Below are 18,708 nucleotides of genomic sequence, written 5' to 3' on the forward strand. Positions count from 1 at the left end.
ATTCAATAGCCCCCTGGTCTACCCTTTATAGAGGAATTATTATGCGTGCTTTACCGGTCTGTTTATTAGCGCTCCTGTTAGGCGGCTGCTCCATGCTAAACAGATCCCCCGTTGAACCCGTTCAAAGCACTGCGACCCCCGTCAAAACGGAGACCGCGAAACCGAAGGCGCCTCGCGCGACGCCGGTACGAATTATTACCAACGCTGAAGATCTGGTCGGTAAGCCGTTCCGCGATCTGGGCGAAGTGTCGGGCGAATCTTGCCAGGCCACCAATCAGGATTCACCACCCAATATCCCAACCGCGCGCAAACGCATGCAAATTAACGCCTCTAAAATGAAAGCGAATGCGGTACTGCTGCACAGCTGTGAAGTGACAAGCGGCACACCGGGCTGCTACCGTCAGGCAGTGTGCGTCGGGTCTGCGCTCAACGTTTCCGCGAAGTAATGAGCACATTCTCATTTGCGCAGATAGGCGTTATCCGTTCTCCCTATAAAGAGAAGTTTGCCGTCCCTCGCCAGCCGGGGCTGGTAAAAAGCTGTAGCGGTGAGTTACATCTGCTCGCGCCCTACAACCAGGCTGACGCGGTGCGCGGCCTGGAGGCATTCAGCCATCTGTGGGTACTGTTCGTCTTCCATCAAACGATGGAGGGCGGCTGGCGCCCCACCGTTCGCCCTCCTCGGCTGGGCGGCAACGCGAGAATGGGCGTTTTTGCGACTCGCTCAACCTTCCGTCCTAACCCAATTGGGATGTCGTTGGTCGAACTGCGCGGCATCCGCTGCCATAAAGAGCAGGTGATCCTTGAGTTAGGCGGATTGGATCTCGTCGACGGCACGCCCGTGGTTGATATCAAACCGTATCTGCCCTTTGCCGAGTCGCTGCCCGAAGCGCGCGCCAGCTATGCGCAGGACGCGCCACAGGCCGACGTGAACGTCACCTTCAGCGAGGAAATTGCCCGGCAGTTGCTCGGGTTAGAAAAACGTTACCCGCGCCTACGTCAATTTATTGCCGAAGTGCTGGCGCAGGATCCGCGTCCTGCCTACCGTAAAAACGAGGAAGAAGGCAAAACCTACGCGGTCTGGCTGCTGGACTTTAACGTCCGCTGGCGCGTGACTGCGTCAGGATTTGAGGTCTTTGCCCTCGAAGCCCGGTAATTTGCGCCGCGCACTCTTTTGACATCCCTTTCTCGCTGGTAAACTAAACCACTTTTGTTTTGTGCCAGGCTCGTCTTGAGCCTGTTCGATCGTTCAACTGGAACCGTAACAACATGCGTACTAGCCAATATCTGCTCTCCACTCTGAAGGAGACACCTGCCGACGCCGAAGTCATCAGCCATCAGCTGATGCTGCGCGCCGGGATGATCCGCAAGCTGGCCTCCGGGTTATACACCTGGCTGCCGACCGGCGTGCGCGTCCTGAAAAAAGTCGAAAACATCGTGCGTGAAGAGATGAACAACGCCGGTGCGATCGAGGTGTTGATGCCGGTAGTTCAGCCTTCCGAACTGTGGGAAGAGAGCGGCCGTTGGGAACAGTATGGCCCGGAACTGCTGCGTATTGCCGATCGTGGCGATCGTTCGTTCGTCCTCGGTCCGACGCACGAAGAAGTCATCACCGACCTGATTCGTAATGAGCTGAGCTCTTACAAACAGCTGCCGCTGAACTTCTATCAGATCCAGACCAAATTCCGTGACGAAGTCCGTCCGCGTTTTGGCGTCATGCGCTCCCGTGAGTTCCTGATGAAAGATGCCTACTCTTTCCATACTTCTCAGGAATCCCTGCAAGAGACTTACGACGCGATGTACGCGGCATACAGCAAAATCTTCAGCCGCATGGGCCTGGATTTCCGTGCTGTACAGGCTGACACCGGTTCTATCGGCGGCAGCGCTTCCCACGAATTCCAGGTGCTGGCCCAGAGCGGCGAAGATGATGTGATCTTCTCTGACTCTTCCGACTACGCGGCAAACATTGAGTTCGCAGAAGCGCTTGCCCCGAAAGAGCCGCGCGCGGCAGCAACCCAGGAGATGACGCTGGTTGATACGCCGAATGCGAAAACCATCGCCGAGCTGGTTGAGCAGTTCAATCTGCCAATCGAGAAAACCGTAAAAACCCTGCTGGTGAAAACGGTGGAAGGCAGCAAGTCTCCGCTGATTGCCCTGCTGGTTCGCGGCGATCACGAGCTGAACGAAGTGAAAGCGGAAAAACTGCCACAGGTTGCAGCTCCGCTCACCTTTGCCACCGAAGAAGAGATTCGCGCACTGGTGAAAGCAGGTCCAGGTTCTCTCGGCCCGGTCAATATGCCGATTCCGGTAATTATTGACCGTACCGTTGCCGTCATGAGCGATTTCGCTGCCGGCGCTAACATCGACGGTAAGCACTACTTCGGTATCAACTGGGATCGTGACGTCGCGACTCCGGAAGTAGCAGACATCCGTAACGTGGTCGCTGGCGATCCGAGCCCGGATGGCAAAGGCACGCTGATGATCAAACGCGGTATCGAAGTGGGCCACATCTTCCAGCTGGGTACCAAGTACTCAGAAGCGATGAAAGCCTCCGTACAGGGCGAAGATGGCCGTAACCAGATCCTGACCATGGGCTGCTACGGTATCGGGGTCACTCGCGTCGTGGCTGCGGCTATCGAGCAGAACTTTGACGATCGCGGCATCGTATGGCCAGACGCCATCGCGCCGTTCCAGGTAGCGATTCTGCCGATGAACATGCACAAATCCTACCGCGTGCAGGAACTGGCGGAGAAGCTGTACGCTGAACTGCGTGCGCAGGGTATCGAAGTGCTGATGGATGACCGTAAAGAGCGTCCGGGCGTGATGTTCGCCGACATGGAGCTTATTGGTATTCCGCATACCATCGTGCTTGGCGACCGTAACCTCGACAACGACGATATCGAATACAAATACCGTCGTAACGGCGAGAAGCAGCTGATTAAAACCGGCGACATCGTTGATTATCTGGTGAAAGCGATTAAGGGCTAATCCGTTCGATGCCCTCCCGGCGTTTACGCCTCGTCCGGGCGACAAAAAAGCCTCGCATTTGCGAGGCTTTTTTATATCAACACCTTGTACGAGCGCCATCCTCTGTAAGCCGGATAAAGCATTTACGCCGCCATCCGGCAATCGGCTCCGAATTGCCTGATGGCGCTGCGCTTATCTGGCCTACAAACACCGTTACTTCGCGCTGGTACAGTCTTTGCCCGGAGCAAACGTCCCGGCTTTATCGGTCGCCAGCGTTTTCACCATCGCGCCGGTATCGGGATTCGCCTCAACGGTAAAGTGCCCTTCAACCACCAGCAGAATCGGTTTGTTCTCGCCGCCTTTTGCAGCCGCATAATCACGCTCCAGCTGGGCGTTATTCACGACTGCCACGCGCTGCCCGGTAGCACAGTCGGTAAAGGTGGCCGCGTCTGCCATGTAGAAATACATCCCACGCATTGCCATCGGCGTGGTTGGCAGGCTCGCTTTAACCGGTTCCAGCGTATAGTTCAGCGTCGATTCGATGGGGTTACCCTCGCGGTCGAGCATCTCCAGCTTCTCGCCCTTCGCCCGGTAGTATGACTTCTCCCCCTGGCTGTCGGTCAGCACCAGCTTATCGGCGGTGCGCGCCCAGGTACCGTACGAGCCAAATGATGACGGCTCACGACTGACACCCTGATAGCGCTCGTTCATCACCCAGGTACCGTCCTTCTCGAGGAACAGCGAAGTCTCAATACCTTCGCAATCTGCGCACGGCAGAACACCGCGCCAGCTTTGCTGCATAGGGGTTAATTCTGCTGGCTGCGTCGGCTTGATGGCGGTCACGTCAGAATGGTTGCATCCGAATAACCCAAACAGCATCCCCGTGGCCGCAATGGCTAATATCGCTTTTTTCACCCTCAATTCCTTATTCTTATTACATCCACGTCCGGCTTAATAGCGAACTTTCCCGCGCATGGACTTCACTGAAGATTTCTGCGCTTTTGAATTCAACCGCCGCTCTTTCGACGCGCGGGTTGGGCGCGTAGGGCGTCGGCTTTTTTGTTCTGTCGTTAACGTCTGGATCACCGCCACCAGCCGGGCAATCGCCGCTTCGCGATTCATCTCCTGGCTACGGTATTCCTGCGCCTTAATGATAATCACACCGTCAGCAGAAATTAAGTGGTGGCTGGCGGCGAGCAGGCGTTCTTTGTAATACTCTGGCAGGCTGGAGGCGCGAATGTCAAAGCGCAGGTGAATCGCTGTGGAGGTCTTATTCACATGCTGACCGCCCGCGCCCTGCGCCCGGATGGCTGTAATCGTCAGCTCATCATCCGGGATGCTCACCTGCCGGGAGAGCGTAATCATGCCCGCGTCTGCCACGGCGTCAGATGAATTTCCAGATTATTCTGAGCATCCGATAACCAGATTGCCCCTTCCTGAATCGTCGCTTGCAGCGTCATGGTGCGCTCGGCAAACGCGCTAAGCTTCGCCAACTGCTCATCGTCGAGATACCAGATACTCAGGTTTTTAAAGCCTGCCATTTTGCTCTGATTCTGCTGCCACCAAATCTCTGCAGCACGACTATTATAGGTGAACAGCGCCACCTCCTGCGCCAGGCTGCAGGCTTTTTTGATCCGCCGATCGTCCGGCAGCCCCAGCTCAATCCACAGATCGATACCCAGATGATCGTTGCGCAGCCACACCTCCGGCTCGTCGTCCGAAGAGAGACCGCGGGTAAACTGCAGACGTTCGTCGGCATACTTCATCCACGCCAGCAGGCGTAGCATCATGCGCTCCTGGGTTTCAGACGGGTGGCGCGCGAGGGTTAAGGACGCGTCCAGAAACTGGCTACGGTCGAGATCGGCGACGTTGACCACTGCTTTATAAATCGTTGCTTTCAGCGCCATGGCTAAACTCCTGCAAAAAATGGAGGTCATTGTAACGAAATCAACGCCAAAAGGCCCGTCTACCGCCACTCATCCCGCTGATAATGCTTAAATGAGTATGATATAGTCACCTTGCTAAACAGAGATTATCTTCATAGGCTTAATTGAAGCGCTGACAGGAGGGCATGTGGGCAACTATTGTGAGTTGATTCGTCAACGCTATGCGGAAATTGCGAGCGGTGATTTAGGGTATATCCCGGATGCGCTAGGCTGTGTACTGAAAGTTTTAAACGAAGTTGCGGCGGACGACGCCATTTCTGAGTCAGTCAGGGAAAAAGCCGCGTATGCGGCGGCAAACTTACTGGTGAGCGATTATGTCAATGAATGATACTTATCAACCCATCAACTGTGATGACTATGACAATCTTGAGCTTGCCTGCCAGCACCACCTCGTCCTCTCGCTGGAGCTGAAAGACGGCGAAGTGCTGCAAGCCAAAGCTCACGACCTGTTATCACGCAAGAACGTGGAATATCTGGTTGTCGACAGCGCGGGCGCTCTGCGCGAGCTGCGACTTGACCGGATAACCAGCTTCAGCCACCCACAAATCGGCACCGTGGTGGTCAGTGAATCATAATTGAGAGACGGGCAGCTTAGCTGCCCGTTTTCTGCCAGCTAAGCTGTACGCCTGCTCCCGCTTCACACCCACCCTCTTGCGTCACAAACCGTCCCGCGGCGGCGATAAGCGTATCGCCATAAAACAGTAGCGGTGTGGTGTCGCGCAACCATGGCGGCACGCCTAGCTCCTGCCAGATTTTCTTCAGTTTGCGCCCACCGTGACGGCCTACGATATGCAGCATCCCGGGGGCTTTAAAACGGATAGTGACCGGCTCGTCGGCGCGTGGTAGATGAATATTCCCTCCCGGCAACAGTGACACCTGCCCAAGACCATCGGGCAACACCAGCGGCGCGTGCAGATTTTGCCACTCGATTTGGCGATCCGTTTGTCCAGGCAGCGCTTTTACCCACCACAACCGCTGCTGAAAGCGACGAACGTCAAAATCACCGAGGCGTAGACACGGCGAGGCATCTTCGCGCGCGAGCGCTACCTCCTGCCACAGCCGCGTTAGCATTTCCCGCGACGGCATCGTTGCCCCCATTGCGGCCAACCAGCGGCGCAGCAACGCGGCACGTTTCGGCCCGCTCATGCTGACCAGAGGGTCTATCGCCAGCGAGCCGTTTACGTCAAGCAGCCGCGACAGCTCGTCGGCCAGCAGCTCATCCAGCAGTTGTTCTTGTTCCCCGCACAGCGCCGCACTACGTGCTGCCGCCTCGGCAAAATGAGGCCAACGGGCGTTCAGCAGCGGCAAGACGCGCAGACGCAGGAAGTTGCGGTCGTAGGCATCGTCCTGATTGCTCTCATCTTCAATCCAGCGCAGTCCGTAACGCTGCGCCCACAGCTGCAGCGTTGCGCGAGTTTCATGCAACAAAGGGCGGATCAGCTGCGTATCGGCAAACGTCGCGCTGACCGGCATCGCTGATAGCCCGGCAGGCCCGCTACCGCGCTTCAGCGCCAGCAGCAGCGTCTCGCTCTGGTCATCCAGATGCTGTGCCGTCAACAATACTTCACCGGGCAACAGCGCTTCACGAAAAGCCTGATAGCGCGCAGCTCGGGCCTCAGCTTCGAGCCCTGCCCCACCCGGCATCAGCGTAACGCGTTCGACGACCAGCGGCACCTGCCACTCTGCGCACAGCTGCTGGCAGTGCTCAACCCAGCGGTCAGCATTCTGGCTGATGCCATGATGAATGTGGATAGCCCGTAGAGAAATGCCCGGCTCCTGTCGCCGCCAGCAAACCAGTTGATGCAACAGAACCGTCGAGTCGAGACCGCCGCTAAACGCCACCAGAAACTGGCGGTGCTGTTGGAGTTGCTGCATAAGTGAAGAAGGCGTCATCGTCATATCGTCGTGAAAGATATCGCCCGGCACGTTACCCGGCCGGGCGACTCATGACAAGCCTTACTGCTGGTAAAGTTCCAGCGGCAGGCCGTCAGGATCGTTGAAAAAGGTGAATCGCTTGTCGGTGTACGGATCGATGCGAATCGCCTCACAGGCGACGCCGCGAGCTTCCAGATGCGCCACAGCAGCATCGATATTCTCTACGCTGAACGCCAGGTGGCGCAATCCACACGCTTCCGGGCGGCTGGGGCGCTCAGGCGGAAACGGGAAGGAAAACAGTTCAATCACATACTGCCCGTTCAGCGCCAGGTCCCCCTTCCACGAATCGCGCGCTTCGCGATAAACTTCGCTTTGCAGCGTAAAGCCCAGAATATCGCAGTAGAAAGCCTTACTTTTCGCGTAGTCGGTAGCGATAATGGCAACATGGTGAATCTGTTTTAATCCCAGCATGGTTTTACTCCGTTAACCGTTTCTCAGCACGTTACCCGCGCAGGCCGTTATCACGCAACCCCTCAGCCGTTTTTTAGGACTCTAACGCGGTAGACGCCGTTTTCATCGCGTTTTGCGCCGTGGATATCGGTTTCAAAGCCCGGATAATGTCGCCCGATAGAACACAGCATTAGCAGGAAATCGAGCACGGAGCGGCTCTCCTCGGTGATCATTTCCCCCGGCATCAGCAGCGGTACTCCCGGCGGATACGGCAGAATCATGTTCGCCGAAACACGCCCAACCAGCTCTTCAAGCGCCACGGTTTCCACCTCGCCTTTAATCTGCCGCTGCCACGCACGATGCGGCGTCAGCTTCATCTCCGGCAGCACGTCAAAAGCCCGCAGCATCAATCGCGGAAGATCGTGCTGGCGAATCAGACGGTGGATCCCTTGCGCCAGATCCTGAATACGCATATGGCGATAGAAGTCGGGATCCTCCGCATAGAGATCCGGCAGCATGTTCTTGACCCGCAGGTTCAAATCGTAGGCGCGCTTAAACTCCGTCAGTCCGCGCAGTAGCCCCATCGCACGGGTTTTATCAATACCGATGCTGAACAGGAACAGCAGGTTATAGGGCCCGGTTTTCTCGACTACCACGCCGTGCTCGTCGAGATATTTCGCCACCAGCGCCGCCGGGATCCCTTCGTCGCTCATATTGCCCTGCTCGTCCATACCCGGCGTGAGGATCGTAACCTTCACCGGATCGAGGAACATATGATCGGCATCGGCGTCGCTGAAACCGTGCCAGTCCTCTCCCGGTGATACCGGCCAGCACTCGGCTTCATCAATCTCTTCCGGCTGCCAGATATCAAAGAACCAGCTGTCCGACTCTTCTCGCAGCCGCTGTACTTCTTTGCGGAAATGCAGCGCACGCTCTACCGAGCGATTGATCAGCCGACGTCCAGGATTACCGCGCAGCATGGCCGCAGCGGTCTCAATTGACGCCACGATCGGATAGCTCGGTGACGTTGAGGTATGCATCATGAAGGCTTCATTGAAGGTGTCTTCATCATAGTCGCCCTTTATGTGGATTAATGATGCCTGCGACAGCGCCGCCAGCATCTTGTGGGTCGACTGGGTTTCAAAGAACACTTTTCCCGGCACGCGCTCGCCGCTCATGCCGCTTTTCCCCTGATAAATGGGATGGAAGTGGGTATACGGCACCCAGGCGGAATCAAAGTGAATCGACGGAACGTCAAGGGTCTGTTTAATCCAGTTGGTGTTGTACAGCAGCCCGTCGTAGGTGGAGTTGGTGATTACCGCATGCACCGGCCACTGCGCACCTTCGGTAGCATCCACCTTCTGCTGGAGACTGTCGCGGGTAAATTCCCGCTTCGGGATCCCCCCGAGAATGCCCAGCGCGTTACGCGTCGGCTTGAGCCACAGCGGCACGACATCACTCATCATCAGCAGATGCGCCAGCGACTTATGGCAGTTGCGGTCAATCAGTAGCGTACTGCCGCCCGGCGCCGCATACATACCGACAATTTTATTCGACGTCGAGGTACCGTTGGTCACCATATAGCTCTGCTCGGCGCCAAAAGTGCGGGCGATATACTCCTCGGCTTCCAGATGCGGACCGGTATGGTCAAGCAGCGACCCCAGCTCGGTGACCGAAATCGACACGTCAGCCTTCAGCGTATTCGCACCGAAAAAATCGTAAAACAGGCAGCCAACCGGGCTTTTCTGGTAGGCCGTACCCGCCATATGCCCTGGCGTGCAGAAGGTATACTTACCTTCGTTGACGTAGGTAAACAGCGCCTTGGTGAAGGGCGGCGTAATATTATCAAGGTATTCATCGGTGTACTGGCGGATACGCGTCGCGATATCGTCCGCCTGGCCCAGCGCATATTCGAAGAACCACAGCGCCATGCGCATGTCGTGCGCGCTAACGTCCATCGTCGAGTGGTTATTGATAAAAGCGTAAAGCGGCAGATATTCATTGAGCTGATTTATCTCACCGCAGAGATCGACGCTGTACTCGTCCCAGTCAAAAATGACCCCGCAAATGCGCGGGTTGTGCTCAATAAACTTCAGCAGGTCGGCACTGTTCTGCGGCCAGATGATTTTGAAGCCTTGCGCCAGCAGCGCCCCTTCCAGTTCCTTGATCGGCTCGTCTTTGTAGTAGACGCCGTGCGGCCCCATAATGGCGATAATATTCATGCGTTCCTCCTGGAAATTCTTTATCTATCATAGCGCAGGTAGAACGCAGACAATAAAAAAGGGCCACAAACTGTGGCCCTTTTCAGGAACGTCTTAACAGATGGCTTAGGCGTAGCCGTAGCTCATCAGGCGCTGATAGCGACGGTTGCGCAGATCTTCTTTGCTCAGGACGTCGAGATCGGCCAGGTCAGCCAGCAGCTGCGCTTTCAGAGAAGCAGCCATCGCTTCCGGGTTGCGGTGCGCGCCGCCCAGCGGTTCAGGAATGATAGAGTCGATAAGCTTCAGCTCTTTCAGACGCGGCGCGATGATGCCCATGGCTTCAGCCGCCAGCGGCGCTTTGTCCGCACTCTTCCACAAAATAGAGGCGCAGCCTTCCGGAGAGATAACGGAATAGGTGCTGTACTGCAGCATATTCACTTTATCGCCCACGCCGATAGCCAGCGCGCCGCCGGAGCCGCCTTCACCAATAACGGTGCAGATGACCGGTACGTTCAGACGAGACATCTCACGCAGATTGCGTGCGATAGCTTCGGACTGACCGCGCTCTTCCGCGCCCACGCCAGGGTAGGCACCCGGGGTGTCGATGAAGGTGATAATTGGCATGTTGAAGCGCTCAGCCATCTCCATCAGACGCAGGGCCTTGCGGTAGCCTTCCGGTGCCGGCATGCCGAAGTTGCGGCGAATCTTCTCTTTGGTTTCGCGACCTTTCTGATGACCAATAATCATCACCGGACGACCGTCCAGGCGTGCGATACCGCCGACGATAGCTTTATCGTCAGCATAGGCGCGATCGCCCGCCAGTTCGTCAAATTCATCAAACGCCAGACGGACATAATCCAGGGTGTACGGGCGCTGCGGATGGCGCGCCAGTTGGGCTACCTGCCATGCGCCGAGATCGGCAAAGATTTTGCGCGTCAGCTCTACGCTTTTTTCACGTAGACGATGCACTTCTTCGTCGATATTAATATCCAGTTTCTCATCCTGACGGCTAACCGCAGTCAGAGAATCGATTTTCGCTTCCAGCTCTGCAATCGGCTGTTCAAAATCAAGGAAATTCAGACTCATAGTATTCCTGTATTAGTCAAACTCCAGTTCCACCTGCTCCGAACCGATGAGGCCACGCAGATCGTTAAGTAAACGATCGCTCGGAGAGACACGCCAGGTTGCACCGAAACGCAACCGCGCACGTGCATCCGCCCTCTGATAGTAGAGATGTACTGGAATGGTTCCCGAACGATGGGGTTCCAGAGACTGACGGAGTCGGTTTAAAAGCTGGTCATCAATTTGCCTGTCCGTCAGCGAGATAGCAAGCCCGCGAGCGTATTTTTCCCGGGCTTCGTCAATGTCCATCACTTCGCGGGCCATCATTTTAAGGCCGCCGCTGAAGTCATCAAAGCTGACCTGTCCGCTGACGATAAGTATGCGGTCTTTTTCCAGCAGATGCTGGTATTTATCCAGCGCCTCGGAGAACAACATCACCTCCAGACGTCCGGAACGGTCATCCAGCGTACAGATGCCGATACGATTGCCGCGCTTGGTGACCATAACCCGCGCCGCAATCACGAGCCCCGCGGCCGTGGTCACTTTACCACGTTCCGTCGGATGCATGTCTTTGAGTCGATACCCGCCGACATAGCGCTCAATTTCTTTTATATACTGGTTGATCGGGTGCCCCGTCAGGTACAGACCTAACGTTTCGCGCTCCCCATCTAATACCACCTGCTCCGGCCACGGCAGACAGTTGGCATATGATTGTTCTATTTGCTCCGGCTCTTCCGCCAGCACGCCGAACATATCGGCCTGGCCAATCGCTTCGGCTTTTGCATGCTGATCGGCCGCCTTCAACGCATCGCCCAGCGAATTCATCAGCGCGGCGCGGTGCGGGCCAAGGCGATCGAACGCCCCGGACATAATCAACTTTTCCAGCACCCGGCGGTTTAGTTTTTTGGTATCGGTACGCGCGCACAGGTCGAACAGCTCACGGAAGTAGCCGCCGTTATTACGCGCTTCGATGATCGCTTCAATCGGACCTTCGCCGACGCCCTTAATGGCGCCGATACCATACACGATTTCCCCGTCATGATTCACGTGGAAATGATATAAACCGGAATTGATATCTGGCGGCAATATTTTTAGCCCCATGCGCCAGCATTCATCCACCAGCCCCACCACCTTCTCGGTGTTATCCATATCGGCGGTCATCACCGCCGCCATAAACTCAGCCGGATAGTGGGCCTTCAGCCACAGCGTCTGGTAAGAGACCAGCGCATAGGCCGCAGAGTGCGATTTGTTAAACCCGTAACCAGCGAATTTTTCCACCAGGTCAAAGATTTTCATCGCCAGCTCGCCGTCGATGCCGTTCTTTTTCGCCCCTTCTTCGAACGCACCGCGCTGCTTGGCCATCTCTTCCGGCTTTTTCTTACCCATCGCTCGACGCAGCATATCCGCGCCGCCGAGGGTGTAGCCAGAGAGTACCTGGGCAATCTGCATAACCTGTTCCTGGTACAGGATGATGCCGTAGGTCGGCTCCAGTACCGGTTTCAGACTTTCGTGCTGCCACTGCACGTCAGGATATGAGATCTCTTCACGCCCGTGCTTACGGTCGATAAAGTTATCTACCATCCCCGATTGCAGCGGGCCCGGACGGAACAGAGCCACCAGCGCGATCATATCTTCGAAGCAGTCAGGCTGCAGACGTTTAATCAGGTCTTTCATGCCACGGGATTCAAGCTGGAAGACCGCGGTGGTCTCCGAGCGCTGCAGCATGTCGAAGCTTTTCTTATCGTCGAGCGGGATGGCCGCGATATCCAGCGGCGGCTCGCCGTTACGTTCGCGGCGGGCGTTGATCATCTCCAGCGCCCAGTTGATGATGGTGAGCGTACGCAGGCCGAGGAAGTCGAACTTCACCAGCCCGGCATATTCCACGTCGTTCTTATCGAACTGGGTAACCGGGTGCAGGCCCTGCTCGTCGCAGTACAACGGTGCAAAATCGGTAATTTTGGTTGGCGCAATCACCACGCCACCGGCGTGTTTACCGGCGTTTCGGGTCACACCTTCCAGTTTGCGCGCCATATCGATCAGCGCGCGCACCTCTTCATCCGCCTCGTAAATTTCCGGCAGCTGCGGTTCAGCCTCAAACGCTTTCGCCAGCGTCATACCCGGATCGGGCGGCACCAGCTTGGAGATGCGGTCCACGAAGCCGTACGGGTGACCCAGTACGCGGCCTACATCGCGGATAACCGCTTTTGCCGCCATGGTACCGAAGGTAATAATCTGCGATACCGCATCGCGGCCATACATTTCCGCAACGTGCTCGATAACCTGGTCGCGTTTCTCCATGCAGAAGTCGACGTCGAAGTCGGGCATCGAGACACGTTCCGGGTTAAGGAAACGTTCGAACAGCAGGTCAAGTTCCAGCGGATCGAGGTCGGTAATTTTTAGCGCATAAGCGACCAGCGAACCTGCACCGGAACCACGGCCCGGCCCCACCGGCACGCCGTTATCCTTCGACCACTGGATAAACTCCATGACGATCAGGAAGTACCCCGGGAAGCCCATCTGGTTGATAACCTGAAGTTCAACATCCAGACGCTCATCATATTCCGGACGACGCTTAGCGCGCACTTCCGGATCCGGGAACAGGAATTCAAGACGCTCTTCCAGACCCTCTTTCGACTTGGCCACGAGGAAATCCTCGGTGGTCATATCGCCGGTCGGGAACTGCGGCAGGAAGTATTCGCCAAGACGCACCGTGACGTTACAGCGTTTGGCAATTTCGACGCTATTTTCCAACGCTTCCGGGATATCGGAAAACAGCTCGCACATCTCGTCTTCGCTGCGCATATACTGCTGCGCAGAGTAGTTGCGCGGGCGTTTCGGGTCGTCGAGGGTAAAACCATCGTGAATGGCGACGCGAATCTCATGCGCGTCGAAATCCCCCGGTTCGAGAAAACGCACGTCGTTGGTCGCCACCACCGGAAGACCCCGTCTTTCCGCCAGCTCAACGGCCGCGTGCAGATAAGGCTCTTCATCTGGGCGACCGGTACGAATCAGCTCGAGAAAATAGTTATTCGGGAAATGTTGTTCATAAAAATCAACGCACTGATCCACCAGCGCCATATTACCGCGCAGCAAGCTGCGCCCCACATCCCCCATACGGCCGCCGGAGAGCAGGATCAAGCCCTCTTTCAGCTCAACCAGCCACTCACGGTCGATAATGGGGCCCGCAGCGCCGTAGCCGCGTTGATAGGCTTTGGAGATCAGCAGCGTCAGGTTCTGGTAGCCCTGGTTGTTCGCTGCCAGCACCGTTAAATGGGTGAGTTCATCGCCGAGCAGGTCGCTCTGGACATGGAAATCGGCACCGACAATCGGTTTAATCCCGGCACCGTGGCCCGCTCCGTAGAACTTCACCAGACCGCAAAGGTTGGTAAAATCGGTGATCGCCAGCGCAGGCATGCCCAAAGAGGCCGCCTTTTTCACCAGCGGCCCGGTTTTCGCCAGCCCATCAATCATGGAGTAGTCGCTATGCACCCGCAGGTGCACGAAACGTGGTTCAGCCATCTTTAGATTCCGGTTTACTTATTCTCGACACACGAATCAGGACGCCAGTCCCAGTGCGCGTTTGACGGGAGCAAAGCTGCGTCGGTGATGTTCGGTTGCGCCATATTGCGCTAACTTTTCCAGATGAAAAGCGGTTGGGTAGCCCTTGTGCTGGGCAAAACCGTACTGCGGAAACACCGTGTCCAGTTCGGCCATTTCCGCATCGCGCGTGACTTTAGCGAGAATAGACGCTGCGCTGATTTCTGCCACCCGGCTATCGCCCTTTACTACCGCCAGCGACGGCATCGGCAGTTTGGGACAGCGATTGCCGTCAATCAGCACGTATTCCGGCACAATAGACAGCCCCGCCACCGCGCGCTGCATCGCCAGCATGGTGGCATGCAGAATATTGAGCTCGTCGATTTCATGCGGCTCGGCGCGACCAAGGCTCCAGCACAGCGCTTTCTCTTTAATCTCGTCAAACAGCGCCAGTCGGCGCTTTTCGCTGAGTTTTTTAGAGTCATTCAGCCCGACAATCGGACGGGCAGGATCGAGGATCACCGCCGCCGTGACGACCGCGCCAACCAGCGGGCCACGTCCGACTTCATCCACACCCGCCACAAGATGGGTATGGGGATATTCAAATTCAATCATTGTGCTAGCTCCAGCACCGCGTCTGCCGCCTGTTCGTCTGCGTTACAGCGAATTTGCAGGTGCAGTTCACGGAAGGTATCGTGCATCGCGTGGCTGGTTTTACCGTTGGCCAGAAGTGGCTGTAACGCCTCGGCCAGCCGCTGCGGCTCACACTCATCCTGCAGCAGCTCTTTAACCAGCTCGCGGCCGGCCAACAGGTTCGGCAGCGAAACATACTCGGTTTTCACCAGCCGTTTTGCCAGCCAGAAAGTGAACGGTTTCATGCGATAGCCCACCACCATCGGACACTTGGCCAGCATGCACTCCAGCGCCGCCGTACCGGAGGCCAGCAGCGCCGCGTCGCTGGCGATCATCGCCTCGCGCGCCATGCCGTCTAGCATATGTACGTGGAGATCCGGCGCCACTTCAGCTTTGATACGTTCGAACTGCTCGCGACGCTTTGCGTTTACCAACGGTACCACCACTTCAAGATCGGGGTACTGCTGGCGCAACAGCTGCGCGGTTTTTAAAAAGTCGGCGCTGAGCATCTCCACTTCTGCCCCACGGCTACCCGGCAGCATCGCCAGACAGTGGACATCGTGGGCGATACCCAGCGTATCCCGCGCGGCGTTTTTATCCGGATCCAACGGCATGGCGTCAGCCATGGTGTGTCCGATAAAGCGGCACGGGACGTTAAATTTGTCATAAAACGCTTTTTCAAAAGGCAGAAATGCGAGCACCATGTTGGTGGCTCTGCCAATTTTGAAGACGCGTTTCTGTCGCCAGGCCCACACGGACGGGCTGACGTAGTGGATCGTCTTGATCCCCTGTTTTTTGAGGTTGCCTTCCAGCGTGATATTGAAGTCAGGAGCATCAATACCGACAAAAACATCAGGCTTCAGATCGGTAAAGCGTTGGGTGAGATCGGCGCGGATATGCAGCAGACGACGCAGTCGCCCCAGCACTTCGACGATGCCCATCACCGCCAGCTCTTCCATCTCGTACCAGGCTTCGCAGCCTTCGGCCTGCATACGCGGACCGGCCACGCCGACAAAGCGCGCGTTGGGTACGCGTGCCTTGAGGGCGCGAATGAGGCCTGCACCAAGAATATCGCCGGAGGTTTCTCCGGCGACCACGGCAATCGTCAGGGGACGCTGTTCAGCCATTAACGAATCAGGCCGCGCGTGGAGCGGGCAAAGAAATCGCTAAAGGGTTGAACTTCCGGATACTGCTTCGCCAGTTCGGCGATTTCCGGTTTCACTTCTTCCAGCGTTTTGCCGCTGCGGTACAACGCTTTATAAGCATTGCGAATCGCGGTGATCGCTTCGCGGCTAAAGCCACGGCGCTTCAGACCTTCGATGTTGACGCCAAACGGCGTCGCGTGGTTGCCCTGAGCAATAACGTACGGCGGAACGTCCTGAGCAACGCCAGAACAGCCGCCAACCATCACGTGCGCGCCGATGATGCAGAACTGATGCACCGCGGTCATACCGCCGATGATAACGAAATCATCCAGCGAAACGTGTCCAGCGAGGGTGGCGTTATTGGCCAGGATGCAGCGGTCGCCTACCGTACAATCGTGCGCCACGTGGGCGTTGATCATCAGCAGGTTATCGCTGCCCACCTTCGTCAATCCACCGCCCTGTACTGTGCCACGGTGAATGGTGACGCTTTCGCGAATGCGGTTGCGATCGCCAATTTCCACGCGAGTCGGCTCACCAGCATATTTCAGATCCTGGTTAACTTCCCCGATAGAGGCGAACTGATAGATCTCGTTATCACGGCCAATTTTGGTATGGCCGTTAACCACAACATGAGACTTCAGTACGGTACCTTCGCCGATTTCGACGTTAGGCCCCACAATACAAAACGGGCCAATGTGGGCGTTAGCGCCGATAACGGCACCGTCTTCCACAATGGCGGTAGGATGGATAAAGGCGGTTTTATCAATCACGGATCAGGACTCCCGGCTACGCGCGCACATCATTGTTGCTTCGCAAACCACTTTACCATCGACCAGCGCAACGCCTTTAAAGCGAGTCAGGCCACGGCGGGTTTTCTCGAAGGTAACTTCCATAATCATCTGATCGCCAGGCACGACAGGACGCTTGAAGCGCGCTTCATCAATGCCTGCAAAATAGTACAGCTCGCCTGGCTCCAGTTTACCGACGCTTTTAAACGCCAGAATACCCGTGGCCTGCGCCATAGCTTCCAGAATCAGCACGCCCGGTAAAATCGGCTTGCCAGGGAAGTGGCCCTGGAAAAACGGCTCATTTACGGAAACATTTTTCACTGCGCGCAGAAAACGACCTTCTTCAAAATCCAGCACGCGGTCTACCAGTAAGAACGGGTAACGGTGCGGCAGAAGTTCTAAAATCTCTTCAATGTGCAGAGTATGAGTGTCAGTTGTCAAAATACTCTTCCTGTCAAAATATACTAAGGGGCAATAATAACACGGCCTGCCGGATTACAAGAATGCCGACAGGCCGGAAAGTATCATGCGATACCGATGAAAATTAGTCTTGATTATCAAGCTTGCGTTCAACTGCTTTGAGACGCTTGCTCATTTCATCAATATTCATCACCAGTGCAGCCGTTTTGCGCCAGGTCTTGTTAGGCTGGAGCGGAATACCGGACGAGTATACGCCAGGTTCGGTAATCGGGCGCATTACCATGCCCATACCGGTAACGGTGACTTTGTCGCAGATTTCCATGTGGCCGTTAATCACGCTGGCACCGCCAATCATGCAGTAACGACCAATTTTCAGGCTACCGGCCATAATCACGCCGCCTGCGACCGCAGTATTGTCGCCAATCACTACGTTGTGCGCAATCTGGCACTGGTTATCAATGATAACACCGTTGCCAATTTGCGTGTCGTCCAGCGCGCCGCGGTCGATCGTCGTGCAGGCGCCAATCTCGACGCGATCGCCAATGATCACCCGCCCTAACTGAGGGATCTTCACCCAGTTGCCGCGATCGTTGGCATAACCAAAGCCGTCAGAACCGATGACGGTACTGGACTGGATCAGGCAATTTTCGCCGATCTCGACTTCGTGGTAAATGGTTACATTCGCCCACAGGCGAGAACCCGCGCCAATTTTCGTTTTTTTGCCAACGAAGCACCCCGCCCCAATCACGACGTTATCGCCAAGCACAACGTCAGACTCAATCACCGCGTTCGCACCGATAGAGACGTTGTTACCGAGGGTTGCGGTTGGACTAATGACCGCGCTCGGGGCGATATCCTGCGCCGGCTGTGGCGTGGTATCTAAAATTTGTGCCATGCGTGCGTAAGTGAGGTAGGGGTTCTTCACTACCAGCGCAGCGCCTTTGGCAAAAGGCAGTAAATCTTGCGTCAGGACAATCGCCGACGCTTCGCAAGCGGACAGGTGTTCACGATACTTGGGGTTAACCAGGAACGTGATATGACCCGCCTTAGCGGATTGCATGGACGCGACAGCGGTGATGACGATATCGCCATCACCGTGTAATTCCGCATCCAACTGCTGAGCTAAGTCAGCCAGTCGAATTGAAGGCATTACTTATTTAACCTGTTTCAGTACATCAGCGGTGATGTCTTTGACATCGCTGCTGTTGAATGCAACGGCGTTAGCGTCAACCACCAGGTCGATGCTCTGGCTTGCAGCAACGGATTTCACAGCAGTCTGGATACGTGTAACCAGTTTGCCACGTTCTTCGTTGGTACGACGAGCACGATCCTGCTCAAACGACTGCGCTTTCTGGGAGAAAGTCTGACGCTGGGAAGCGATGTCTTTTTCCAGTTTGGTGCGATCGCTACCTGCTTTCATAGACTGCAGACGCTGCATTTTAGACTGCAGGTCACCTTCCATGCGCTGAAGTTCGCCAGCACGGCCTTTGAATTCGTTTTCCAGGGTGCTGGAAACGCCCGTCTTCTGTGCAACTTGCTGGAACAGGCTACCCATGTTAACAATTGCAATCTTGTCTGCTGCCTGAGCAGACGCCGCCATTGCTAAACCCAGACCTGCAGCGACTAACCACTTTTTCACAATAATACTCCTTACCATCCCATACGTACCCGAAGGTACTGTTCTTTT

The 18,708-nt window shown here is 56.1% G+C and carries 19 protein-coding genes; 5 read left to right on the plus strand and 14 right to left on the minus strand.

Features of this window, described 5'->3' with window-relative positions; translation table 11 throughout:
* Nucleotides 1–41 precede the first annotated feature (41 nt).
* The 3 genes from rcsF to proS all read left to right on the plus strand — a co-directional run bounded on the left by rcsF (nucleotide 42) and on the right by proS (nucleotide 2,985).
* A complete protein-coding gene (rcsF, locus tag ABTW00_RS18930) occupies nucleotides 42–446 on the plus strand; it encodes an Rcs stress response system protein RcsF (protein WP_064547614.1) in 405 nt (134 codons plus the stop codon).
* Nucleotides 446–1,153: a tRNA (N6-threonylcarbamoyladenosine(37)-N6)-methyltransferase TrmO gene (gene tsaA / locus ABTW00_RS18935; RefSeq protein WP_433636868.1), complete on the plus strand. Its 708-nt coding sequence runs from the start codon at nucleotides 446–448 to the stop codon at nucleotides 1,151–1,153. Before rcsF ends, tsaA begins: the two co-directional genes overlap by 1 nt.
* Before the next feature lie 113 nt (nucleotides 1,154–1,266).
* Complete coding sequence (proS, locus tag ABTW00_RS18940) at nucleotides 1,267–2,985, plus strand: proline--tRNA ligase (RefSeq protein WP_433636870.1); 1,719 nt, start codon at nucleotides 1,267–1,269, stop codon at nucleotides 2,983–2,985.
* 192 nt (nucleotides 2,986–3,177) lie between these two features.
* Here proS and nlpE read toward each other — a convergent pair whose 3' ends face one another.
* From nlpE to ABTW00_RS18955, 3 genes are all read right to left on the minus strand, one after another.
* A complete protein-coding gene (gene nlpE / locus ABTW00_RS18945; protein WP_433641091.1) occupies nucleotides 3,178–3,843 on the minus strand; it encodes an envelope stress response activation lipoprotein NlpE in 666 nt (221 codons plus the stop codon).
* A gap of 72 nt (nucleotides 3,844–3,915) precedes the next feature.
* Nucleotides 3,916–4,329: an alternative ribosome rescue aminoacyl-tRNA hydrolase ArfB gene (arfB, locus tag ABTW00_RS18950; RefSeq protein WP_065356570.1), complete on the minus strand. Its 414-nt coding sequence runs from the start codon at nucleotides 4,327–4,329 to the stop codon at nucleotides 3,916–3,918.
* Nucleotides 4,326–4,871 carry a YaeQ family protein gene (locus tag ABTW00_RS18955; protein ID WP_064547604.1) on the minus strand — a complete coding sequence of 182 codons (546 nt, stop codon included), beginning with the start codon at nucleotides 4,869–4,871 and terminating at the stop codon, nucleotides 4,326–4,328. The genes arfB and ABTW00_RS18955 overlap by 4 nt, the downstream gene beginning before the upstream one ends.
* Before the next feature lie 166 nt (nucleotides 4,872–5,037).
* On the opposite strand from ABTW00_RS18955, the gene ABTW00_RS18960 reads away from it, so the two are divergent.
* Both ABTW00_RS18960 and rof read left to right on the plus strand, forming a co-directional pair.
* Nucleotides 5,038–5,238 (plus strand): YaeP family protein, encoded by a 201-nt coding sequence (locus tag ABTW00_RS18960; RefSeq protein WP_064547602.1) that lies wholly within the window; start codon nucleotides 5,038–5,040, stop codon nucleotides 5,236–5,238.
* Nucleotides 5,225–5,485, plus strand: a complete 261-nt coding sequence (gene rof, locus ABTW00_RS18965) for a Rho-binding antiterminator (protein ID WP_064547601.1) — start codon at nucleotides 5,225–5,227, stop codon at nucleotides 5,483–5,485. Before ABTW00_RS18960 ends, rof begins: the two co-directional genes overlap by 14 nt.
* Nucleotides 5,486–5,501: 16 nt before the next feature.
* Here the strand turns inward: rof and tilS are convergent, their stop codons facing one another.
* From tilS to skp, 11 genes are all read right to left on the minus strand, one after another.
* The gene (gene tilS, locus ABTW00_RS18970; protein WP_433641093.1) at nucleotides 5,502–6,809 is read right to left on the minus strand and encodes a tRNA lysidine(34) synthetase TilS; all 1,308 of its coding nucleotides are present in this window, start codon (nucleotides 6,807–6,809) and stop codon (nucleotides 5,502–5,504) included.
* Nucleotides 6,810–6,866: 57 nt separating this feature from the next.
* On the minus strand, nucleotides 6,867–7,256 hold the full coding sequence (locus tag ABTW00_RS18975) for a VOC family protein (RefSeq protein ID WP_064547599.1): 390 nt from the start codon (nucleotides 7,254–7,256) through the stop codon (nucleotides 6,867–6,869).
* 62 nt (nucleotides 7,257–7,318) lie between these two features.
* Nucleotides 7,319–9,457 carry a lysine decarboxylase LdcC gene (ldcC, locus tag ABTW00_RS18980; RefSeq protein ID WP_065356568.1) on the minus strand — a complete coding sequence of 713 codons (2,139 nt, stop codon included), beginning with the start codon at nucleotides 9,455–9,457 and terminating at the stop codon, nucleotides 7,319–7,321.
* Between the two features lie 105 nt (nucleotides 9,458–9,562).
* Nucleotides 9,563–10,522 (minus strand): acetyl-CoA carboxylase carboxyl transferase subunit alpha, encoded by a 960-nt coding sequence (gene accA, locus ABTW00_RS18985; RefSeq protein WP_064547595.1) that lies wholly within the window; start codon nucleotides 10,520–10,522, stop codon nucleotides 9,563–9,565.
* A 12-nt stretch (nucleotides 10,523–10,534) separates the two neighbouring features.
* A complete protein-coding gene (dnaE, locus tag ABTW00_RS18990) occupies nucleotides 10,535–14,017 on the minus strand; it encodes a DNA polymerase III subunit alpha (RefSeq protein ID WP_433636877.1) in 3,483 nt (1,160 codons plus the stop codon).
* 36 nt (nucleotides 14,018–14,053) lie between these two features.
* Nucleotides 14,054–14,650, minus strand: a complete 597-nt coding sequence (gene rnhB / locus ABTW00_RS18995) for a ribonuclease HII (protein WP_065356566.1) — start codon at nucleotides 14,648–14,650, stop codon at nucleotides 14,054–14,056.
* The gene (lpxB, locus tag ABTW00_RS19000) at nucleotides 14,647–15,795 is read right to left on the minus strand and encodes a lipid-A-disaccharide synthase (protein ID WP_433636880.1); all 1,149 of its coding nucleotides are present in this window, start codon (nucleotides 15,793–15,795) and stop codon (nucleotides 14,647–14,649) included. Before lpxB ends, rnhB begins: the two co-directional genes overlap by 4 nt.
* Nucleotides 15,795–16,583 carry an acyl-ACP--UDP-N-acetylglucosamine O-acyltransferase gene (gene lpxA / locus ABTW00_RS19005; RefSeq protein ID WP_064547588.1) on the minus strand — a complete coding sequence of 263 codons (789 nt, stop codon included), beginning with the start codon at nucleotides 16,581–16,583 and terminating at the stop codon, nucleotides 15,795–15,797. Before lpxA ends, lpxB begins: the two co-directional genes overlap by 1 nt.
* A gap of 3 nt (nucleotides 16,584–16,586) precedes the next feature.
* A complete protein-coding gene (gene fabZ / locus ABTW00_RS19010) occupies nucleotides 16,587–17,042 on the minus strand; it encodes a 3-hydroxyacyl-ACP dehydratase FabZ (RefSeq protein WP_052285413.1) in 456 nt (151 codons plus the stop codon).
* Nucleotides 17,043–17,145: 103 nt separating this feature from the next.
* On the minus strand, nucleotides 17,146–18,171 hold the full coding sequence (gene lpxD / locus ABTW00_RS19015; RefSeq protein ID WP_064547586.1) for a UDP-3-O-(3-hydroxymyristoyl)glucosamine N-acyltransferase: 1,026 nt from the start codon (nucleotides 18,169–18,171) through the stop codon (nucleotides 17,146–17,148).
* Nucleotides 18,172–18,174: 3 nt separating this feature from the next.
* The gene (skp, locus tag ABTW00_RS19020; RefSeq protein WP_064547584.1) at nucleotides 18,175–18,660 is read right to left on the minus strand and encodes a molecular chaperone Skp; all 486 of its coding nucleotides are present in this window, start codon (nucleotides 18,658–18,660) and stop codon (nucleotides 18,175–18,177) included.
* Nucleotides 18,661–18,708: the final 48 nt, after the last annotated feature.

It is taken from the genome of Kluyvera georgiana (assembly GCF_050990895.1).
In the GTDB taxonomy this organism is placed as follows: Bacteria; Pseudomonadota; Gammaproteobacteria; order Enterobacterales; family Enterobacteriaceae; genus Kluyvera; species Kluyvera georgiana.